This window comes from Staphylococcus sp. AtDRG32 (assembly GCF_004365845.1).
In the GTDB taxonomy this organism is placed as follows: domain Bacteria; phylum Bacillota; class Bacilli; order Staphylococcales; family Staphylococcaceae; genus Staphylococcus; species Staphylococcus hominis.
In genome coordinates this window covers 13,859-32,645 of sequence record NZ_SODE01000008.1, presented here as the reverse complement: position 1 = coordinate 32,645, position 18,787 = coordinate 13,859, and the positions used below count along the sequence as shown (strand labels likewise).

Below are 18,787 nucleotides of genomic sequence, written 5' to 3'. Positions count from 1 at the left end.
GTTTAAATTTATTTTGTGATTGTTTTATTTTTTAAAAGATATTACCCTTTTTAGATAAATATAGTTAAATACTTGTAGCTATAAAAAACCCAGAATGGAAAATAACCATTCTGAGCTACTGTACGGAGAGTAAGAACATAAAAAGAGCAAGGTCAACATGTCAGAGAATTATTTTCTTGACACATAATTGACACTTGCTAAGTCTAAACCCTATGATATAAAGCTTTTGATACGGAGAGTAAGGGATTCGAACCCTTGAGACGCGATAAAGCGCCTACACACTTTCCAGGCGTGCTCCTTCAGCCAGTCTCGGACAACTCTCCTCTATTCAATTAAATAAAAAAACAGAAGCGATGTTTCACTTCTGTTTATATGACTCCTACGGGACTCGAACCCGTGTTACCGCCGTGAAAGGGCGGTGTCTTAACCGCTTGACCAAGGAGCCATGGCTCCGCAGGTAGGATTCGAACCTACGACCGATCGGTTAACAGCCGATAGCTCTACCACTGAGCTACTGCGGAATAATTAAACTATGGAGCGGGTGATGGGAATCGAACCCACAACATCAGCTTGGAAGGCTGAGGTTTTGCCATTAAACTACACCCGCTTAATAACGATTATGGGGCGGTTGATGGGAATCGAACCCACGAGTGTCGGAACCACAATCCGATGCGTTAACCACTTCGCCACAACCGCCAAAGTGTAAATGGTTCAGGACAGAATCGAACTGCCGACACATGGAGCTTCAATCCATTGCTCTACCAACTGAGCTACTGAACCTTAATCATAAGTCAAAAGTAATGACGGTCTCGACGGGAATCGAACCCGCGATCTCCTGCGTGACAGGCAGGCGTGTTAACCGCTACACTACGAGACCTATAAAATTATGTATTGCGGGAGGCGGATTTGAACCACCGACCTTCGGGTTATGAGCCCGACGAGCTACCGAACTGCTCCATCCCGCGTTAATATTATTTAGTACTTCAAATGAATACTTAATTAATATATCATTTAAGTCACTGTAATGTCAACACTTTTTTAAAATAAATTTTACAATACTTTAATTATAAATTTAAATAATTATGAGATAATTATTTTTTAGTAGTGCTTTTTTTAATACTTTATTAGTATATATATTAATATCCATATAGTCAATAAAAACCATAAATTAATTTGTGTAAAAAAACGCTAAACTTAAAAAAATTTATTTTATGGGATAATTTGGTTATAAAATCTCATAATTATTTATTACTCTTTATATTACTATTTGATACTTTCCCACTCTAACATTATTGTGTCATATATTTTTGCATTTTTTCTTGTAGTTCACTGAAAGAAACGAAGCCTTCTTCTTCTAGGAAGTGACCTCCTTCTTCAACAATTCGAATTGATCCTCCTAAAGCTTGCAACAACTTTTCAGTTTCCTTATAAGATACATGTTCATCATCTTTTGAAGCAAGGCCGTGAAAGTGTTTAACCTTTTTCTTAATCTCATCATAATCAATGGTAATATGATCTAAATTAACAGATTCATCAATGTCTTGCGCATCTTCTTTAAATCCAGCAATACTAAAAAAGCCTTCTATTGGACGTTTTAAATCTACTTGTTCAATAAATTTCAAGGCAGCGATTGAACCATAGCCATGGGTTACAACATACGTATCAGGATGATTGATTTTAATTTGTTGTTTCATAGCCTTTATCCACGTATCTAATTTTTTGTTATCCTCTTTATCTAAATTAAACAATTGTACATTATATCCTTCAAGCGCTAGGTTATGTTTTAACCATTGATACCAATGATTATGTGCATTTCCTATTTGTGAGTGAACAATAATTACATCTGTCATTTCTTATTCTCCTTTTCTCCTTAATAATGACTATTTATTTTAAAATAAAGCACTTTAAAGAGAAAATATAACCTCTAAAAAGTGCTTATTTACTATGCTTTATTTATAATTCGTCTATTAATTCTTCAACAGCATTTTTACCCTGTTGAATACAATCAGGTAAGCCTACCGCTTCAAACGGTGCACCGGTAATGCGTAACCCGTTATATTGACGTTTTACAAGGGTTTGTATATTGCGAATTTGAGTCATATGACCAATATGATACTGTGGCATACTTTTTGGTAATCGATTTACTATCGTAAAATCTGGATCACCTTTAAACGTCATCATTTTACTTAAATCTCGACGTGCGATATTTACAATTTCTTCATCAGTATGGTCGTCTACAACCGTATCGCCAGGTTTTCCTACATACGCACGTAATAATACTTTACCTTTTGGTGTTGTAAATGGCCACTTTTTAGTCGTCCAAGTACATGCAGTAATATCTGTATGACTAGTTCTCGCAATGACAAATCCAGTACCATTATAAGTATTTTCAATATTTTTCTCATCAAATGCAAATACAACCGTTGCAACTGTAGTAGAATCCATAGTATTAAAGTATTCAAATGCTGAATCATGATTAAACCATTTCATAAACGTTTGATGTGGTGTCGTAACAAGTAAACCATCAAACGTCTCTCGACTATTATGTGTAACAATCTCATAATTATCATTATGAATATGAATATCTTCTACTGGTGTATTGTATTTGATGTGTACACCTTTTTGTTCAACATTTTTAGCTAGTGCTTCAATAAATGAACTTAGCCCATGTCTAAATTGTTTGAATTGTCCTTTAGGAGCGCCCGGATAAAGCTGACGTTTTCTTGTACGTTCGCGTTTTTCATATTTCATTCCTTTAATTAAACTACCATATGATTCTTCTTTATGCTTGAAATTAGGGAACGTACTCATCAAACTTAATTGATCAATATCTGTTCCATAAATTCCTCCCATAAGAGGCTCAATCAAATTTTCCAGCATTTCGTTTCCTAAACGTTTTCTGAAGAATTCACCAACCGAAATATCATTTTCTATTTTAATAGGCGGAATAACTAAATCTAATCCTGCTCTTAATTTTCCTAAAGGAGAAATTAAACGTGTTTTTAAGAAAGGTTTAATATCTGTTGGAATTCCCATAATTGATCCGCCAGGAATAGGATACAATTGGTTCTTAGCAAAAATATAGGATTGTCCTGTTTGATTCGTAATTAAATCATCTTCAAGACCTATATCTTTTGCTAAATCTGTCATGATCGTTTTTCGACCTAAGTAAGATTCTGGACCAAGTTCAATAGTATAACCATCGCGGCGATAAGTTTGAATTTTACCTCCAGGTCTTGAAGTTGCTTCAAAAATAGTTACATCTATGTCTTCATTATAATGTTTAAAATAATATGCACTGGCTAGACCTGTAATGCCAGCGCCTATAATTGCAACTTTTTTACTCACAACATGTCCCTTCCTTTTTAAAAAACTGTTTTAATTTCGTCGACAATTGCACCTATAAATAACGGATTTGTATTAGGCATTTCTGGTCGATAGTAATTAGCACCAATGTCATCGCAAACAACTTTACACTCATAATCATTATCGTAAAGTACTTCAAGATGTTCACAAACAAATCCAACGGGTGTATAAATAAAGTTTTTATAGTGATGTTCTTTGTATAATTCTCTTGTTAAATCTTGTACATCAGGTCCTAGCCAGGGCGTACCTGTATTACCTTCTGACTGCCACCCTTGCGCTACATGTTTAATATTTGTAGAAGCTTCTAAACGATCCATTGTATCTTTAATTTCATTAGGATAAGGATCATTATTACGTTCTATTAATCCTTTAGGTAAACTGTGCGCAGACACGATTAAAATTGTTTCATCATGTTCTTCTTCCGGAATTTTAGCTAGTGTTTCATTTACTTTATTTGTCCAGTATTTAATAAATTTAGGTTGTTGATAATAACGTTCAACATGATGTAGTTGTATACCATATTTATCCGCTTCTTCTTTAGCCCGTTTATTATATGAACCTACTGAAAAACTTGAATAATGAGGCGCTAATACGACTGTAACTGCCTCTGTAATACCATCATTATGCATTTTTTCAACTGCTTCTTCAATATAAGGAGAAATATGTTTCAATCCTAAATATAATTTAAATTCTACATCATCATATGTTTTATTAAGTGCATCTGTAAGTGCTTCAGCTTGACGATTTGTGGTACCTGCAAGTGGAGAAAGTCCACCTATAAATTCATAACGATTTTTTAAATCTTGAAGCTCTTCTTCAGTTGGTCTTTTACCATGTCGTATATCTGTATAATATGGTTCAATATCACTTTCTTTATATGGCGTACCATATGCCATTACTAATAAACCTACTGTTTTAGTCATTCTTAAAACCTTCCCTTTTAAAAATAAATTTTTATGATTCTAATTTTATTTTTGCGTATAATCATGAACCAGTTGTGTTACTTTTTTAAGTGTATCTGGTTGAACTTCTGGGAAAACGCCATGACCTAAGTTAAATATATGTTTACCTCTTTGCATTCCTTCATCAAGTATTGCTTTAACTCTTTGTTCTAATACATCCCATGGCGCTAGTAATAATGAAGGATCTAAATTACCTTGTAATGTTTTATTTACACCTAATTGATCTGCTTGCAAAATAGATGTACGCCAGTCTAAACCTAGAACATCTATTGGTAAATCATTCCATTCATTAATAAGATGACTAGCCCCTACACCAAATAATATAACAGGAATATTATGTTGTTCTTTAATTCCACAGACCAACCGATCCATAAATGGTTTTATATAATATCGATAATCTTGTACATTAAGTGCGCCTACCCATGAATCAAAAATTTGAATCAATTCTGCACCTGCTTCAACTTGAGCAGTTACATATTTAATTGAAACGTCTACAAGATGATTCATTAAAGCAAACCAAGTCTCTTCATCGCCATACATCATTGCCTTAGTAAATGTGTAGTTTTTAGACGGCCCGCCTTCAATCATATAAGATGCTAATGTAAAGGGAGCACCCGTAAATCCAATTAAAGGTACATTTAATTTTTCTTCAGTTAGAATTTTAATTGTTTCTAGCACATAAGGCACGTCTCTTTTGGGGTCGATTTGAGTTAATTTTTCCACATCTTTCACAGATTTAATGGGATTGTGAATTACAGGTCCTATACCAGATTGAATTTCAACATCTACTCCGATAGGTTTAAGTGGTGTCATAATATCTTTATATAACACAGCTGCATCAGTATTGTAATTATCAACAGGTAGATGTGTTACATATGCACAAAGTTCTGGTTGATGTGTAATATCAAAAAGTGAATACTTTTCTTTTAATTTGCGATATTCTGGTTGCGATCTGCCAGCTTGGCGCATAAACCACACAGGTGTGTGTGAGGTTAATTCCCCTTTAATTGTTTGTAAAATTGTATTATTTTTTTTATGCACCATTTTGTCCTCCTAAATTAAAATCATTCTTATTCATAATATCACAACATAAAAGATTTCGCGTTTCTTAAATATTAAATGTCATAAAAATGACAAAGCACTTCTATCTATTCTTTAATTTTAAATTTGTAATTATAAGTGAATTGATTTAAATAAATTATTCACAATTTATTTTCTTATTTTAATTATTTATAATAGCTAGTCTTATCATTTAATCGTATAATATACATAAATAAAGGAGGTATAGCTTATGAAAATATATACAACTTATGGAACTTATGACTATTTAAATCAAATTCGTTTAAATCATTCTGAGAATCATCTGTTTATTTATTCAACTAATGATTCTTCAGTCATTATCGAAGAATCCGAAGATAAATCTATACTTAAACATCCTACTACTTATGAAGTTATTAATGAAATAAATGAACTTAATAATCAACATTTCTATTCAGCTATCTTCATTCCAAGTTCAGATGATCATGTCAATCAACTAGAAAAACGTCTTTCAAATTTGAATTTAGATTTTAGTCAATTTGCTGGTTTTAAAAGTTATCGTTTCTTAAGACCTGAAGAAGGTACTACTTATAAAATTTACTTTGGCTTCGCTAGTCGTCAAACATACGAAGATTTTAAATCATCTGATATGTTTAATGATTATTTTTCTAAAGAAGCATTAAGACATTATTTTGGCTCAAGCAGTCAACATTCAAGTTATTTTGAAAGATATTTATATCCTATTAACGATTAACATAAAAAGAGGACGCTTAAGTATGTGTTTAATACATCTTAAGTTCCCTCTTTTTTTAATCTCTTAATAAAGTTTCCTGATATTGCAATTTTTTAATCGTACTTCTAATCGTCAACCATCCTACAATAAAGAATACAATTGCAAAAAAGAAGTATTTCATATAAAAAATGATAAAAATGATTGCGAAAATAATACCTATCATAATCATAAGGCGATATAAGAATTTTTCATATCCTTTGATTACTTCACTATCTGATACAGGCCAAACTTGAGGCCATAGTCCATACGCTTGCTGCGTATAAAACTGAGACATTTGCAATAAAATAATATACATAAATAAACTACCAATAATAATAGAAACAAGTGGATGAGACAGCCAAATCATAAGTACAAGTGCAATGATAACAAGTCGAAGAATAATACTTAATGCATCTTTCCCTCTTACAAAACTTCTCACAAATAAATAAAGATACATATTGTGCGAATTAAAACGGCGTCCTTTGGGTGTGGGTAAAAGAAAATCTAAATATTTGCGTCTTGCTGCATTTTCTTTTAAATGCTTAACATCAGTAAACATATTTACAAATTTATAATAATTTGTATGATGTCTTTCTTCTACTGAAATCAACTGTTCCCATGGAAATAATGTAAGACTCTTAAATTTAGGTATAAGATACACCATGCCAAAGAATATTATTGTTAATAAAATGGCAAAATATAATTGATTCCCTAAAACTAGATAATACGTTATAAAATTAAGTGAAAATATTAAGATATTTAATATCCATTGAGACAATCTCGCACGATACCATTGCCATTTTAAGCGTAATCCTAAAATAGGATGAATAAGCGCTAATACACTCATCACGATATAAGATACAACTAATTGTTGATTAAGCTTATAAAATAATGGAAACAATACAATTAATAACACTATTTGCAATATTATACGATTAAAATAACTATATCTTAGGCCTAATTTTATATAATCTTCCATATTCTTCTCAAAAGGAAGCAAAAATAACTTGTCAGCATCTTTTAAAAATGTTCGAAATGGAAAGATTGAAGTTAAAGCAATTACAATACTTGCTAAGAATGCATAATCTATATTTTTAGGAATATGTTGTAACCATTGACCATAACCTAATATAAAGGCTCCTAATAAAATAACTAAGAATACAGTAAAATGACCATTAAAAATAAATTTATTATAATAATGTTTTTCTTTCTTTATTGCATCATAACGTTGTTTAAATAATGCTATGGCTTCATTATTCATGTCGCTTGACCACCTTGCGTAACATGGATATAGATATCATCAAGAGTTTGATCTTTAAGACCCGTTTGTTCTCGTAGTTCCTCTAGATTTCCAAAAGCAACCACTTTTCCTCTATCTAAAATAATGAATCGATCACAATATCTTTCAGCAGTTGCAAGAATATGAGTACTCATTAGTACTGTACGCCCCTCATTTTTCTTTTCAACCATCAAATCAAGCATAGATTGTATACCTAATGGATCCAAACCAAGAAATGGTTCGTCAATAATATAAAGTTCAGGATTGACAATAAATGCGCATATAATCATTACTTTTTGTTTCATTCCTTTTGAAAAATGGCTAGGAAAAACATTAAGTTCATTTTCAAGTCTAAATGTTTTTAGTAGAGGACGCGCACGTTTCATTGCTTCTTCCTTACTTATTTGATAAGCCATAGCAGTCATGGCTATATGTTCTTCTAATGTTAATTCTTCATAAATGACTGGTGATTCAGGAATATAGGATAGTTTACGACGGTAGATTTCAATATCATCATTAATATTGGTATCTGAAATTGAAAGTGTTCCTTCCATTGGCGTTAATAATCCAAGCATGTGCTTAATGGTCGTACTTTTTCCAGCGCCATTGAGACCAATTAATCCTACTATTTCACCTTTTTTTAATTCAAAATTTATATTTTCAATAACAGGACGTTTACCATATCCTCCTGTTAAATGTTCAACTTTAACTGTCATAAGGCACCTCCATGAGTTATATTGTACCAAAATCATTATATAACTACTAAAGTTTGCTATAACTCATTAGCGAATTTTTAAAATAACAATGTTATAATAATGAGTAAAAATAGGTTAAAGGAGTGCATGTAATTATGTCAGAAACTGTTTTTGGTAAAATTCTTACTGGTGAAATTCCAAGCTATAAGGTTTATGAGAACGATTATGTTTATGCATTTTTAGATATTTCTCAAGTTACTAAAGGACACACACTTTTAATTCCGAAGAAAGCTTCTCCTAATATTTTTGAAACTGATGAAGAAACAATGAAACACATTGGAGTTGCTATTCCAAAAGTAGCAAATGCCATTAAAAAAGCATTTCAACCTGATGGATTAAATATTATTCAAAATAATGGTGAATATGCTGATCAGTCAGTATTTCATTTACATTTCCATTTCCTACCACGATATAAAGATGATATTGATGGTTTTGGTTATCAATGGGAAACTCATGAAAACGAAATTAGCGATGAACAGAAAAAAGATATTGCTGAACAAATTAAAGCTCAATTTGAATAATTCTGCATATTGAATATCATTTACGGGTAATATAAAATGAAATCAATATGTCGATGTAATAATTATAGTAAGTAACTTAAGTCAATCGTTACTTACTTCATAAAATGATATGATTTATTCTATAAACGACATAATAGTGAGGAGAATAAAAAATGAAGGTTACACGTGTATTATTTGGTATCGGTGTGGGACTTGCTTCTGGTATTGCCGTATCATGGATGAATCGTGATCAACAAAGATATAATGCTAATGCCTCTGGACAAAAAGTTCCTACTGGTGCTCGCTCAGAATTAGAACGAGAAATCGAAACAATTAAACGTAGTTTCTATAATATTATTGATTATAGTAAGCAAGTGAAAAATGACGGTGTACAACAAGGCAGCGACATTGCAAACGAATTTAAGACTTTAATCGGAGATTTTAAATCTGATATCAATCCTAATATTGAAAAATTAAAATCTCATATTGAAAATCTTCAAAATCGTGGCGAAGAAATTAGTAATACATTTTCAGAAGATAAGAATAATAACAAATAGAACTCTAACATTGAGCTCAATTTGGCTATAAAGAAATTTATATTAATAGATTTCTTTATGGCTTTTTTTATAAATATACAATCTAATATAAAAACATTGTTCTATATTACAATAGCTATTAAAAATTATCTTGACGATAACTCAACTTAGTTAGATAATACCTATCGTATATTAAACGACCTATTTTCGAGGTGTAGTCATGTTTTTATGTAAACGTCATATAGATATTCATGCGCGATTTGGTGTTCCAAGAATTGCTTTTTTGAGTATTGTAACAACTATTATTGCGTTTTTAGTTAGTTATGAGATTATGTATTATTTTGTAAAAACGCCTTTATCAGATAAATACTTTTTACTTCTAATATTATTTATTATTCTCATGTACCCTATTCACAAAACAATACATTTATTTTTCTTTTTACCTTATATTCATGCATTTAGATGGCACAAGTTGAATAAGAAAAAATGGCTTCCTTATTTTAATACGTATGTGAATACGCCTGTCCGCAAGTTTTATTTTTGCATTAATCTTATTTTGCCATTTTTAATAATTACAAGCATTTTAATTTTCCTAACTTATCATTTTCCAAGTTATGGACATTATTTTATGTTCTTACTTGCCTTAAATCTTGGTTTATCAGTTATGGATTTTTTATATTTAAAAATTATTCTTTTTTCAAAAGAAGGACAATTTGTTGAAGAACACCAAACAGGTATTAATTTACTGACAAAAGTGCCCTTCCATTCAAATATCTAAGATATAAAGATGGTAATTATAAACGTATTCAATCAAAATTAAAATACAGTCTAGTGGTTATTTTGAATATATTAAAAAGTCTATGATATTGAATGATATTGTAGACTTTTTTTAAATTATTTTTCATCTAATACTTTAGTTGTAAATCATCTTTTATTAATTGGTGGAATAATTATATTATGTTATAGTAACTTTGTTAACATACACAAAGGAGCTATCAACTATGAAAATTATGAATAAACTCATTGTCCCTGTTACAGCAGGTGTTTTATTACTAGGAGGATGTAGTTCTGATTCTACAGATTCTAAAGATAATACATTAATTTCTTCAAAAGCTGGTAATGTAACCGTTAAAGATGTTATGGATAAAATTGGTAAAGATCAAATTGCCAGCACATCATTTAGTATTGAGTTAAATAAAATATTAGCTGATAAATATAAAGACAAAGTAGATACTAAGCGTATCGATGATGATATTAAAAAAGAAGAAAAACAATATGGTGGTAAAGATCAATTTGAAAGTATGCTAAAACAACAAGGTATGACACTTGATGATTACAAAGAACAGAAAAGACTATCTGCTTACCAAAAACAATTACTTAATGATAAAATCAAAGTTTCTGACAAAGAAATAAAAGATGACACTAAGAAAGCATCACACATTTTAATTAAAGTTAAATCTGATAGTGATAAAGAAGGTTTATCAGATAAAAAAGCAAAAGCAAAAGCTGAAAAAATTCAAAAGGAAGTTGAAAAAAATCCAAATAAATTTGATGAACTTGCCAAAAAAGAATCAATGGATTCTGCTTCAGCTAAAAAAGGCGGATCATTAGGTTATGTTATTAAAGGACAAATGGTCGATAAATTTGATAAAGCTTTATTTAAACTAAAAGAAGGTCAAATTTCTGACATTGTTAAAACAGAATACGGCTATCACATTATCAAAGCTAATAAAGAAGATGACTTTAACAAACAAAAATCTCAATTAAAAACAAAAATTATTGAACAAAAAGTTCAAAAAAACCCAAAACTATTGACTAATGCTTATAAAGACTTATTAAAAGAATACAACGTAGATTATAAAGATAGTGATATTAAAAAATCTGTAGAAGATACTATACTTAATCCAGAAAAATTAAAAGAACAACAAAGTAGTGGTGCTTCATCAGGATTATCTTCATAATTTTCATAAATCAAAAAGGTCGGAACAAATTGTTCCGACCTTTTTTCGTCTATTAATATTAATCTAACTTCTCTGGATTATAAAATTGACGGTTATCCATACCGAAGATTCTTTCAGTAAATTGTCCCTTTTCTGTTTTCTTAAATGCTTTATCAAACATATTCATTTTTGCATCAATATTGTCAATAAAGAATAAAATTTCTGCTTCTTTTAGATGTGGCAATTTAGGAGAACCAAACTCCATTTTTCCATGGTGTGCTAAAATCATATGTCGCAATAACATGACTTCTTCACTATCAATGCCAAGTTCTTTTGCCGCCTCAGCAACTTCATCACTTGCTATTGAAATATGTCCAAGCAAATTACCTTCTACCGTATACGTTGTGGCAACTGGTCCACTTAATTCTCTTACTTTACCAATATCGTGTAAAATAATCGCGCTATATAACAAACTTCTATTTAATAATGGATAGATATCACACAATGATTTTGCAATTTTTAACATTGTTAATACATGATAACTTAATCCTCCTGCAAAGTTATGATGATGAGAACTTGCTGCAGGATAAGTAAAGAATTTATCTTGATATTTTTTTAATAAATGACGCGTAATACGTTGTAAATGTGCATTTTCAATTTCTAAGATAAAATGTGATAACTCATCTTGAATTTCGTTAGGTGAAAGTGGCGCACCATCTACAAAGTCTTGTGTTTTCACTCCATCTTCTGCTGTTGCTAATCGAAATTGGTTGACTTTCATTTGTTTACGGCCACGATAGTTAATAACATCCCCTTTTACCCATACAATTATTTCTGGTTTAAGGATTTTCATATCATCTTTTGTGACAGTCCATAGTTTAGCTTCAATATCTCCACTTTTATCTTGAAGATATAATGTCATATAGTCTTTACCTTGTGCTGTTACACCTTGTGTTGCTCTGTGGATTAAGAAAAAATTCTCAACCGAATCACCAGGATTTAATTTTTCTACGTTTCTCATCGTTTACCGCCTTCCTCTTTTTTATTTAATATCAGCATTTCTCGAGAAGGAATCGTAGTATCTTTTGTACAAGTAAAGTACAATACTTGATGTTCTTGAGATAATTCTCTTAAATAGTTTAACATCATTGATTTTCTTTGTTTATCAAAATGTACGAATGCATCATCAATGATAATTGGGAAAGGATAATATGGTTTCAACACCTTAATTAAACTAAGTCTTAATGAAATATATAGCAACTCTTTCGTTGATTGACTTAATTCAAGTGGATGATACATTTGTCCATTTCGATGTTTAACTTTAATTGAATCATTTTCATAAGTAATTAGATTATACTTACCATCAGTTAATGTTTTGAAAATATTAATGGCTTCATCTATCACATATGGTAGTCGTTTATCTTTAATTTGTTTAATGTGCTCATTAATTAGTGTCTCAAGATAACTTAAGCTTGCCCAATCTTTAGCAATATCATTCATTCTATTTTTTAAATTATAATATTGATGGCGCAATTGAGATAGTGTTTTATCTGTTTCCATTTGATGAATACGTGAAGAAAGTTCACTCACTTCAGTTTGTTTCTCCAAATATTTATCATTATAATCATCAACTTGTTGAGCTAACATTTGATCTTCTTCTTCTAATTGAGCAGTTGTTTTTTCACTTAAAACAGAACTATCTTCATAAGAGAATTCATGATTACTCAAATAGGTAGATAAATCATTGAATCGTGATAGTTTTTGTTGATAACGTTGATAAGCTTCGTAATGTTGATAATATTGTTCTTCATTTTGCACTTCGATATATTTAAACAACTCGTTTATAGTTGTTTTATTTTCATCCAAACGACTTTCTAACTGTTTTAATTCTTTACTTAATAAGGTTAATTGATTTCGTAATTGCGTTTTCTTTTCTTTTTTACTTTCATACTGAGAAATCCAACGTTTCAAATCATTAAATAATGAAATTTTATTAAACTCATCGAAACTATCTTTAGTAACATCCTGGGCATAATCATAGAAGTTAATTAAATTTTGGTTTAACTCTATGTTCTCTAATAATAATTTATTAAGTTGTTTATCATTAGCTTTAAGTTGATTCATTGTTTTCAAACTATCTACTAAACGTTCATCTGACATTTTATCTGATACTTTAATGTCTTGTTTGACTTCGGAAATATCCTGTGCTAATGCATCAATTGAAGACTGAATATCTGATAAAATTGAATGTTGATGGTTAAGTTTATTAGAAAGTACTGTTTTAGTATTATTAGCATTATTCCAACGTTCACGCAATTGGTACTGATCATCTAGATTGAAATCTAAATCGTATTTATCTTCGAGTGCTTTAAGTTGTTGTTCTAAATCACTAATTTCCTCACTAATTGTTTCACTATAATCAATATCTTTATTTTTACTAAAGAATAAACCTACTAAAAATATCACAGTAAGAATTGCAAAAATAATACTAAAAGTGATACTAGTTGTAATAAATGCAAAAATAGTCAAACCAACACTTATCAAAGCCAAAATGATAAAGCTGATTTTCAACCATCGATATTGTTTTTGTTTTCTTTCTTTTTCTGATTCAAAGGAGGCTTTTAATTTTGAGTATAAACTTTCTTTTTCATGTAATTCTATTTTTTGCTGATTATATTCTTTTTTCTTTTCAAGTGCTGTTTCAGAAACGAGTTCACTTTCCAATGACTTAATTTCCTTTTCAATTTCCTTTTTTTCAATATTATGCTCACCAATCATACGTTCAACTTGTTGCTTTTGATTTAATTGATGATTATAATTTTTAATTTTTTCACTTATATAATCCTTCATCGTTTCAGAAGTATCCGCTTCATGATAAACTTCATTCCAACCGATATCATCTTTTAATGTTTGCTGAGAACGTTCAAAAGTTTCTATTTCCTTTTTTAAAGCCTTAGCTTTTAATTCAGATTGTTTGATATCACTCTCTTGTTGATAAAGATGATACATATCACTTACAGTTCTATCCTCAGGCATCTGAATTAAATTAAATTCATTTTCTAGTTGTCTTATCTTCTCATCCCTTAATCCTATATCTCGATCAAGTGATTGTTTATATTTTAATGCAGTTTCATATCGTTCAATACCTTGTTCTGGGAACTTCAACGGTTCGATATTTAAATGATGCTCAAGTGATTTCCATTCTTGCGCATGAGCATGAAGTCCTAACTGCTTTTGCTTATTTTCATGCATTTTTGATAATTGCTTAAGATTTTCTTTTAAATGAGAAAGATGGCGTTCTGATTTATCTTTTTCATCTATAAGACGTTGATATTCGTCTAATTTGGTTTCTTCATCTCTTATTTGTGCTTCTAATTGTTTTAGTTCTTCAATTTGTTGGTTTAGAATTGGGTTCTTTCCAGCTTTTTTATAAAGCGTAGTCTTTTTCTGATTAACAATTTGCCCCATAGATGTAAATTCGGAAGATCCTAAAGCACCAGCTTCTAATAAATAGCTTTGTAATTGTTGTTCATCTAAATTTCGATGAATATCTTGTAAACCAAGTACATTAAATGAAAATATTCCTTGATATGTCTTTTTTGAAATATAGTTTAATTTCTTCTTAAGCCATGCTTCATCTCTTATCAATCCATTTTCTAAATAAACTTTTACATCACCTTGAGCACTACCTTTTACACGCTCAACTTTAATTTCAGATTTGTCGTCTAAAATAAGCGTTAGCTTGCCCCCATACTGATTTCCCAATCTAGGTTCTAAACGCGGTTCTTTTTCTTTCTTTGTGGGAAAACCAAATAAAATTGAATGAATAAATGATTGTATGGTTGATTTACCTGCTTCGTTTTCCCCATAAATTTCAGTAAAAGTCTGATTTAATTCAATCTTACGTTGTACGAATTGACCATAACCGTATATTTCAAGTGATTTAATAATCAATTTCTTCACCTCTCATATCTGCTTTTAATATTTTCTCAGCTCGATGAATGAGTTTTGCCTTATTGAAAGTGGTGTAGTCTTCTAAATATTTTGAAGCTCTTGGATTTAAATATAAATCTGTCATTGCCTCTTCAAACACTTTGTCATCGTTTATGAGTTCTTTAGAAAATTCATTTATAAGAGGTGTTTCTTCATTCTGTATATAATTAAGAATAATATCTTCAATGACAATAAAATCATGTTCATTTTCTTCATATTCACTAATCATTTCTCTTATTTGAAGAATATCTTGTGTTGATAAAATTTTGTCATTATCTATATTAATCGTCAATCTATAAAATGCTTTACCTTGTTCACGAACTTGTTTCTTAAACTTTTGAATTTCCTCATAGATACCTTGTTTTGAAATTTTATCAGTCTTAATTGTAGCTTCTTCAAAACGTATAAACTGAGTTGGTATAAAAGTTGTTTCAAGATGTAGATGATCCCCTTCTACAAGCAAACAACCTTTAGTTCCTATTTCACCAAAGTGGCGACCTTGAATGTTACCTGAATAATGAATAGGCGGCATATCACTTAGTTCTTGACGTTGATGAATATGACCGAGTGCCCAATAATGATACAGTTTATGATTAAGATCTTCTAACATAAATTCAGTATAACGCTGTTTTATTTTAGATTTACTATAAGTCCCATGAAGCATTCCTATATGTATACCATTACTTCCTTGACTAGATGGATATTCATCAATTTTATTTTCATAACTTGTATTGTTTTGATAACTAAAACCATGAATATAAATTTGTTCTCCAGCTTTAGTAATCGCTTGATAGGTTTCAACACGGTTTGAAAATACTGATACATTATTAGGCCAATTATCTGTAATTCTAGTTGTTAAAGGATCATGATTCCCATGACATATGTATACAAATATTTGTTCTTTTTCCAGACGTTTAAATTGCTCTTTTAAAAAAATTTCAGCACGTAATGTGCGATTTTCACTATCAAATAAATCTCCTACAATTAACATAAAATCAACATCTTCTTTTAATGCTACATCTACAATTTTTTTAAAGCTCTCATAGGCACTTTTTTGTACATCTTCGAAAATACTTGTCGATAATTGTTGTTTAGATTTAAAAGGGCTATCAAGATGCAAATCTGCACAGTGAATAAATTTAACCATTAATTTAAGCTCCTTAAATGTTTGATAAGGTATCTTTATATATTACTATATTTTACCATATCTTATGAATATGGGTCGATGAACTTTGACATAAAAAAACTACGCAATTTTATGAAAAAATCGCGTAGTATCCATTACTTAAATTATTAATTAGTCAACGTAAATTTCGTCTAAAGGTTTTACAATAATTTGATTAATTTCTTGGAAAACTTGACTCATTTTTTGTTCTGCTTGCATTAATTGTGAAATATTTTCATCTTTTTCAATAGCTTGAGCTTGTTCTTGAGCTTTAGCTAATTCTTCTTCAGGAATTTCTTGACCTTGCATTTGTTTTTGTTGGAAATTCATTTGAGTTTCACGGAACTCATCGAATAATTTTTTAGATTCTTCATTTTCTTTAACTTTAGCAAAAGCATCTTTAATAGCTTTGTATTCATCACTATCTCTTAATGCTTGTTCTAGTTGATTTGCATGATCATATAAATTTACTGCCATTTTAAATTGCACTCCTTCGTGTAATAATGATGTTTTGACAACTCTTTAATACCATAACATATTATGATTAGTTATACAAAAATTGCGATTAAACCTTGGAAAAGGCCAATAATACCACCTAATATAAATCCTAATAAGGTAATTAATTTTAATTCTTTATTAGCAATTTCAATAATCAACTTTTCAATGTAATCTAAATCAAATGTATTGATTTGATCTTCTACTAATTTACGTAGATTAATTTTTTGCATTATAGTTGAGAGATGTTTGGATGCTTGACTAATAATAAGTTGTGTAACTTTATCTGATAACGTTGTCTCTAAATATTGCATTAATCTTGGTGATAGTTGATTAAGTGGTTTATCTATTTTTTCATTTAAATTTAAATATGAAGTAATAAGTAATGTAACTGAGTCTGATAGTTTTGAAAATTGAGCCTCATCAATGATTTTCTTAAGTGGTTGTCGTTTTAGCGTCTCATATTCATTATCAATCACTTGGTTTACAATACGTTTTGCTTTAGGATGATTGGTTAAACGAATCAATTCATGTTGGATTCTATCTGCAATACTTTCTTTTGTCATAAACATTTGTAGTAATCCAACGATTTTACCTTTTTCATTAAAAAATGTATCAAGCATGTCATAAATATCACGAGCGCCTTTATCAGAGGACAAATAAACACGTGCTCTTTCGCATAATAAATCTCCTAATGGCTCGACTTTCTTATCAATCATTCGCTTAGTTTCTTTTGGTAGTAACTTAATCACTTCTTCATTTCGATGATCATTATAAAAAGCTAATAGCTTGTGTGAAATTGTATCTTCTAATTTCTCATTGACTAAGTAATCAATTTTAATATCAAATTTCTCAGCAAAGTAACGAATTGTAGCTTGATCACTTTTTAATTTCGTTATTTGCTCCTTAACTAATTTATTAATCGTTTCTTTAGTTTTTGTTTCATTTAGTTTGTTGTGAATCAATGTTTCTGTAATGAGATGTTCTTCAATCACTTGTCCTATCTTTGTAGCTATTTCATCTCTTCTTTTAGGTATTAAACCAGGTGTAAATGGGATTCGCATATTAAATATATAATGCGCTTTATAGGGGTGAAACAACATTCTAATAGCTATAACATTCGTGACACCGCCAATGATTGCTCCTATTACTATCATAAAGATGACTACTAATACTGCTTGCATTTAAATAACTCCTTAATTTTTATATAAGCAATAGCAAAATTATACCATGACAAATGTAAACTTCATAACTTAATTGTTCAACGTACATTTATATTTACAAATTTTTGAAATAAAAAAATAATGAATTCATCGCAAAATTACAGTGAATTCATTATTAATTGAAAATAGTGATTCAGTTGAAAGTCAACTCTTCTATCACTATATCTTATTTATATTAAAATTAAACGTGCATTAATTCTTCTTTAGCATTTCTATTAAAGTAAGTTTCTGCTTCTCTTAATTTAGATGTTCCAAAAATAGGTTGTTTTTCAGGATTAAGCACTCTATAGATATTACTTACTTTATTACTTTGTAAAATAAATCCATTGCGAGTTTCCATTGTATTCCAATAAATATCACTTGTTGTAGAATGATTAGGATATGCACAATGGTTTCTTGAAATTGTTTGTACAATTTCTAATGGATCACAACCAAATGTGTTATTTAAAACATCTGAATCTCTAAATAAAGCACAAATTGATACACAAGTTGTCCAGTTTGGTAATACCCGTTCTTTTTCGATTTGAACAAGTGTTTTTTTAGAAAGACCTATTGTTTGTGCCATAGTATCTTGTGTGTATCCTGCTTCAATACGCACCATTTTAAATTTTGTTTGAATTAAATCTGTAAAACTCTGTCTATCCATTACTCTTCTCTACCTTTCTAATAGGAGTTATTTTATCCGGACGCAAGAAATTGCAATAATACACATTTCTTGAAACACAAATTACATCTTAATATATTTTCAATAAAATGAAAAGAG

Annotated in this window: 17 protein-coding genes and 8 tRNA genes; 5 read left to right on the top strand and 20 right to left on the bottom strand. The window is 29.9% G+C overall.

Going from position 1 to position 18,787, the window contains the following annotated elements; genetic code table 11:
- Positions 1-232: 232 nt before the first annotated feature.
- From BDW25_RS09740 to hemE, 12 genes are all read right to left on the bottom strand, one after another.
- A tRNA-Ser gene (locus tag BDW25_RS09740) sits at positions 233-323 on the bottom strand.
- Positions 324-373: 50 nt separating this feature from the next.
- Positions 374-445 (bottom strand) — tRNA-Glu (locus BDW25_RS09735).
- 1 nt (position 446) lies between these two features.
- Positions 447-521, bottom strand: a tRNA-Asn gene (locus BDW25_RS09730).
- 12 nt (positions 522-533) lie between these two features.
- A tRNA-Gly gene (locus BDW25_RS09725) sits at positions 534-607 on the bottom strand.
- A gap of 13 nt (positions 608-620) precedes the next feature.
- Positions 621-696 (bottom strand) — tRNA-His (locus tag BDW25_RS09720).
- Between the two features lie 11 nt (positions 697-707).
- A tRNA-Phe gene (locus tag BDW25_RS09715) sits at positions 708-780 on the bottom strand.
- A 24-nt stretch (positions 781-804) separates the two neighbouring features.
- Positions 805-877 (bottom strand) — tRNA-Asp (locus BDW25_RS09710).
- A 14-nt stretch (positions 878-891) separates the two neighbouring features.
- Positions 892-965, bottom strand: a tRNA-Met gene (locus tag BDW25_RS09705).
- Between the two features lie 324 nt (positions 966-1,289).
- Complete coding sequence (locus tag BDW25_RS09700; protein ID WP_002455161.1) at positions 1,290-1,850, bottom strand: RBBP9/YdeN family alpha/beta hydrolase; 561 nt, start codon at positions 1,848-1,850, stop codon at positions 1,290-1,292.
- A gap of 103 nt (positions 1,851-1,953) precedes the next feature.
- Positions 1,954-3,348: a protoporphyrinogen oxidase gene (gene hemY / locus BDW25_RS09695; RefSeq protein WP_133945480.1), complete on the bottom strand. Its 1,395-nt coding sequence runs from the start codon at positions 3,346-3,348 to the stop codon at positions 1,954-1,956.
- A 17-nt stretch (positions 3,349-3,365) separates the two neighbouring features.
- Positions 3,366-4,289 carry a ferrochelatase gene (gene hemH, locus BDW25_RS09690; RefSeq protein ID WP_002449636.1) on the bottom strand — a complete coding sequence of 308 codons (924 nt, stop codon included), beginning with the start codon at positions 4,287-4,289 and terminating at the stop codon, positions 3,366-3,368.
- 45 nt (positions 4,290-4,334) lie between these two features.
- The gene (gene hemE, locus BDW25_RS09685) at positions 4,335-5,372 is read right to left on the bottom strand and encodes a uroporphyrinogen decarboxylase (protein WP_002449650.1); all 1,038 of its coding nucleotides are present in this window, start codon (positions 5,370-5,372) and stop codon (positions 4,335-4,337) included.
- Positions 5,373-5,619: 247 nt separating this feature from the next.
- On the opposite strand from hemE, the gene BDW25_RS09680 reads away from it, so the two are divergent.
- On the top strand, positions 5,620-6,120 hold the full coding sequence (locus BDW25_RS09680; protein ID WP_002449647.1) for a hypothetical protein: 501 nt from the start codon (positions 5,620-5,622) through the stop codon (positions 6,118-6,120).
- A 55-nt stretch (positions 6,121-6,175) separates the two neighbouring features.
- Here the strand turns inward: BDW25_RS09680 and ecsB are convergent, their stop codons facing one another.
- Both ecsB and ecsA read right to left on the bottom strand, forming a co-directional pair.
- A complete protein-coding gene (gene ecsB / locus BDW25_RS09675) occupies positions 6,176-7,399 on the bottom strand; it encodes an ABC transporter permease EcsB (RefSeq protein WP_049437167.1) in 1,224 nt (407 codons plus the stop codon).
- Positions 7,396-8,133, bottom strand: a complete 738-nt coding sequence (gene ecsA, locus BDW25_RS09670; RefSeq protein ID WP_002455156.1) for an ABC transporter ATP-binding protein EcsA — start codon at positions 8,131-8,133, stop codon at positions 7,396-7,398. The genes ecsB and ecsA overlap by 4 nt, the downstream gene beginning before the upstream one ends.
- 134 nt (positions 8,134-8,267) lie before the next feature.
- On the opposite strand from ecsA, the gene BDW25_RS09665 reads away from it, so the two are divergent.
- The 4 genes from BDW25_RS09665 (at position 8,268) to prsA (ending at position 11,169) form a co-directional block, all read left to right on the top strand.
- On the top strand, positions 8,268-8,693 hold the full coding sequence (locus tag BDW25_RS09665; protein ID WP_002449628.1) for an HIT family protein: 426 nt from the start codon (positions 8,268-8,270) through the stop codon (positions 8,691-8,693).
- 152 nt (positions 8,694-8,845) lie between these two features.
- Positions 8,846-9,229 carry a YtxH domain-containing protein gene (locus tag BDW25_RS09660; RefSeq protein WP_002449632.1) on the top strand — a complete coding sequence of 128 codons (384 nt, stop codon included), beginning with the start codon at positions 8,846-8,848 and terminating at the stop codon, positions 9,227-9,229.
- Between the two features lie 199 nt (positions 9,230-9,428).
- Entirely contained in the window at positions 9,429-9,986 is a 558-nt protein-coding gene (locus BDW25_RS09655; protein ID WP_002449649.1) for a DUF3267 domain-containing protein, read from the top strand.
- Between the two features lie 223 nt (positions 9,987-10,209).
- Positions 10,210-11,169 (top strand): peptidylprolyl isomerase PrsA, encoded by a 960-nt coding sequence (gene prsA, locus BDW25_RS09650; protein ID WP_002449639.1) that lies wholly within the window; start codon positions 10,210-10,212, stop codon positions 11,167-11,169.
- 58 nt (positions 11,170-11,227) lie between these two features.
- Here prsA and yhaM read toward each other — a convergent pair whose 3' ends face one another.
- The 6 genes from yhaM to xdrA all read right to left on the bottom strand — a co-directional run bounded on the left by yhaM (position 11,228) and on the right by xdrA (position 18,670).
- Positions 11,228-12,169 carry a 3'-5' exoribonuclease YhaM gene (yhaM, locus tag BDW25_RS09645; protein ID WP_017176389.1) on the bottom strand — a complete coding sequence of 314 codons (942 nt, stop codon included), beginning with the start codon at positions 12,167-12,169 and terminating at the stop codon, positions 11,228-11,230.
- Positions 12,166-15,102 carry an AAA family ATPase gene (locus BDW25_RS09640; RefSeq protein ID WP_049418307.1) on the bottom strand — a complete coding sequence of 979 codons (2,937 nt, stop codon included), beginning with the start codon at positions 15,100-15,102 and terminating at the stop codon, positions 12,166-12,168. The genes yhaM and BDW25_RS09640 overlap by 4 nt, the downstream gene beginning before the upstream one ends.
- On the bottom strand, positions 15,092-16,288 hold the full coding sequence (locus tag BDW25_RS09635; protein WP_002455151.1) for a metallophosphoesterase family protein: 1,197 nt from the start codon (positions 16,286-16,288) through the stop codon (positions 15,092-15,094). Before BDW25_RS09635 ends, BDW25_RS09640 begins: the two co-directional genes overlap by 11 nt.
- A 150-nt stretch (positions 16,289-16,438) precedes the next feature.
- Entirely contained in the window at positions 16,439-16,783 is a 345-nt protein-coding gene (locus tag BDW25_RS09630) for a YlbF/YmcA family competence regulator (RefSeq protein WP_002449654.1), read from the bottom strand.
- A 71-nt stretch (positions 16,784-16,854) separates the two neighbouring features.
- The gene (locus tag BDW25_RS09625) at positions 16,855-17,985 is read right to left on the bottom strand and encodes a DUF445 domain-containing protein (RefSeq protein ID WP_002455150.1); all 1,131 of its coding nucleotides are present in this window, start codon (positions 17,983-17,985) and stop codon (positions 16,855-16,857) included.
- Positions 17,986-18,205: 220 nt separating this feature from the next.
- Positions 18,206-18,670 carry an XRE family transcriptional regulator XdrA gene (xdrA, locus tag BDW25_RS09620; RefSeq protein WP_002449642.1) on the bottom strand — a complete coding sequence of 155 codons (465 nt, stop codon included), beginning with the start codon at positions 18,668-18,670 and terminating at the stop codon, positions 18,206-18,208.
- Positions 18,671-18,787: the final 117 nt, after the last annotated feature.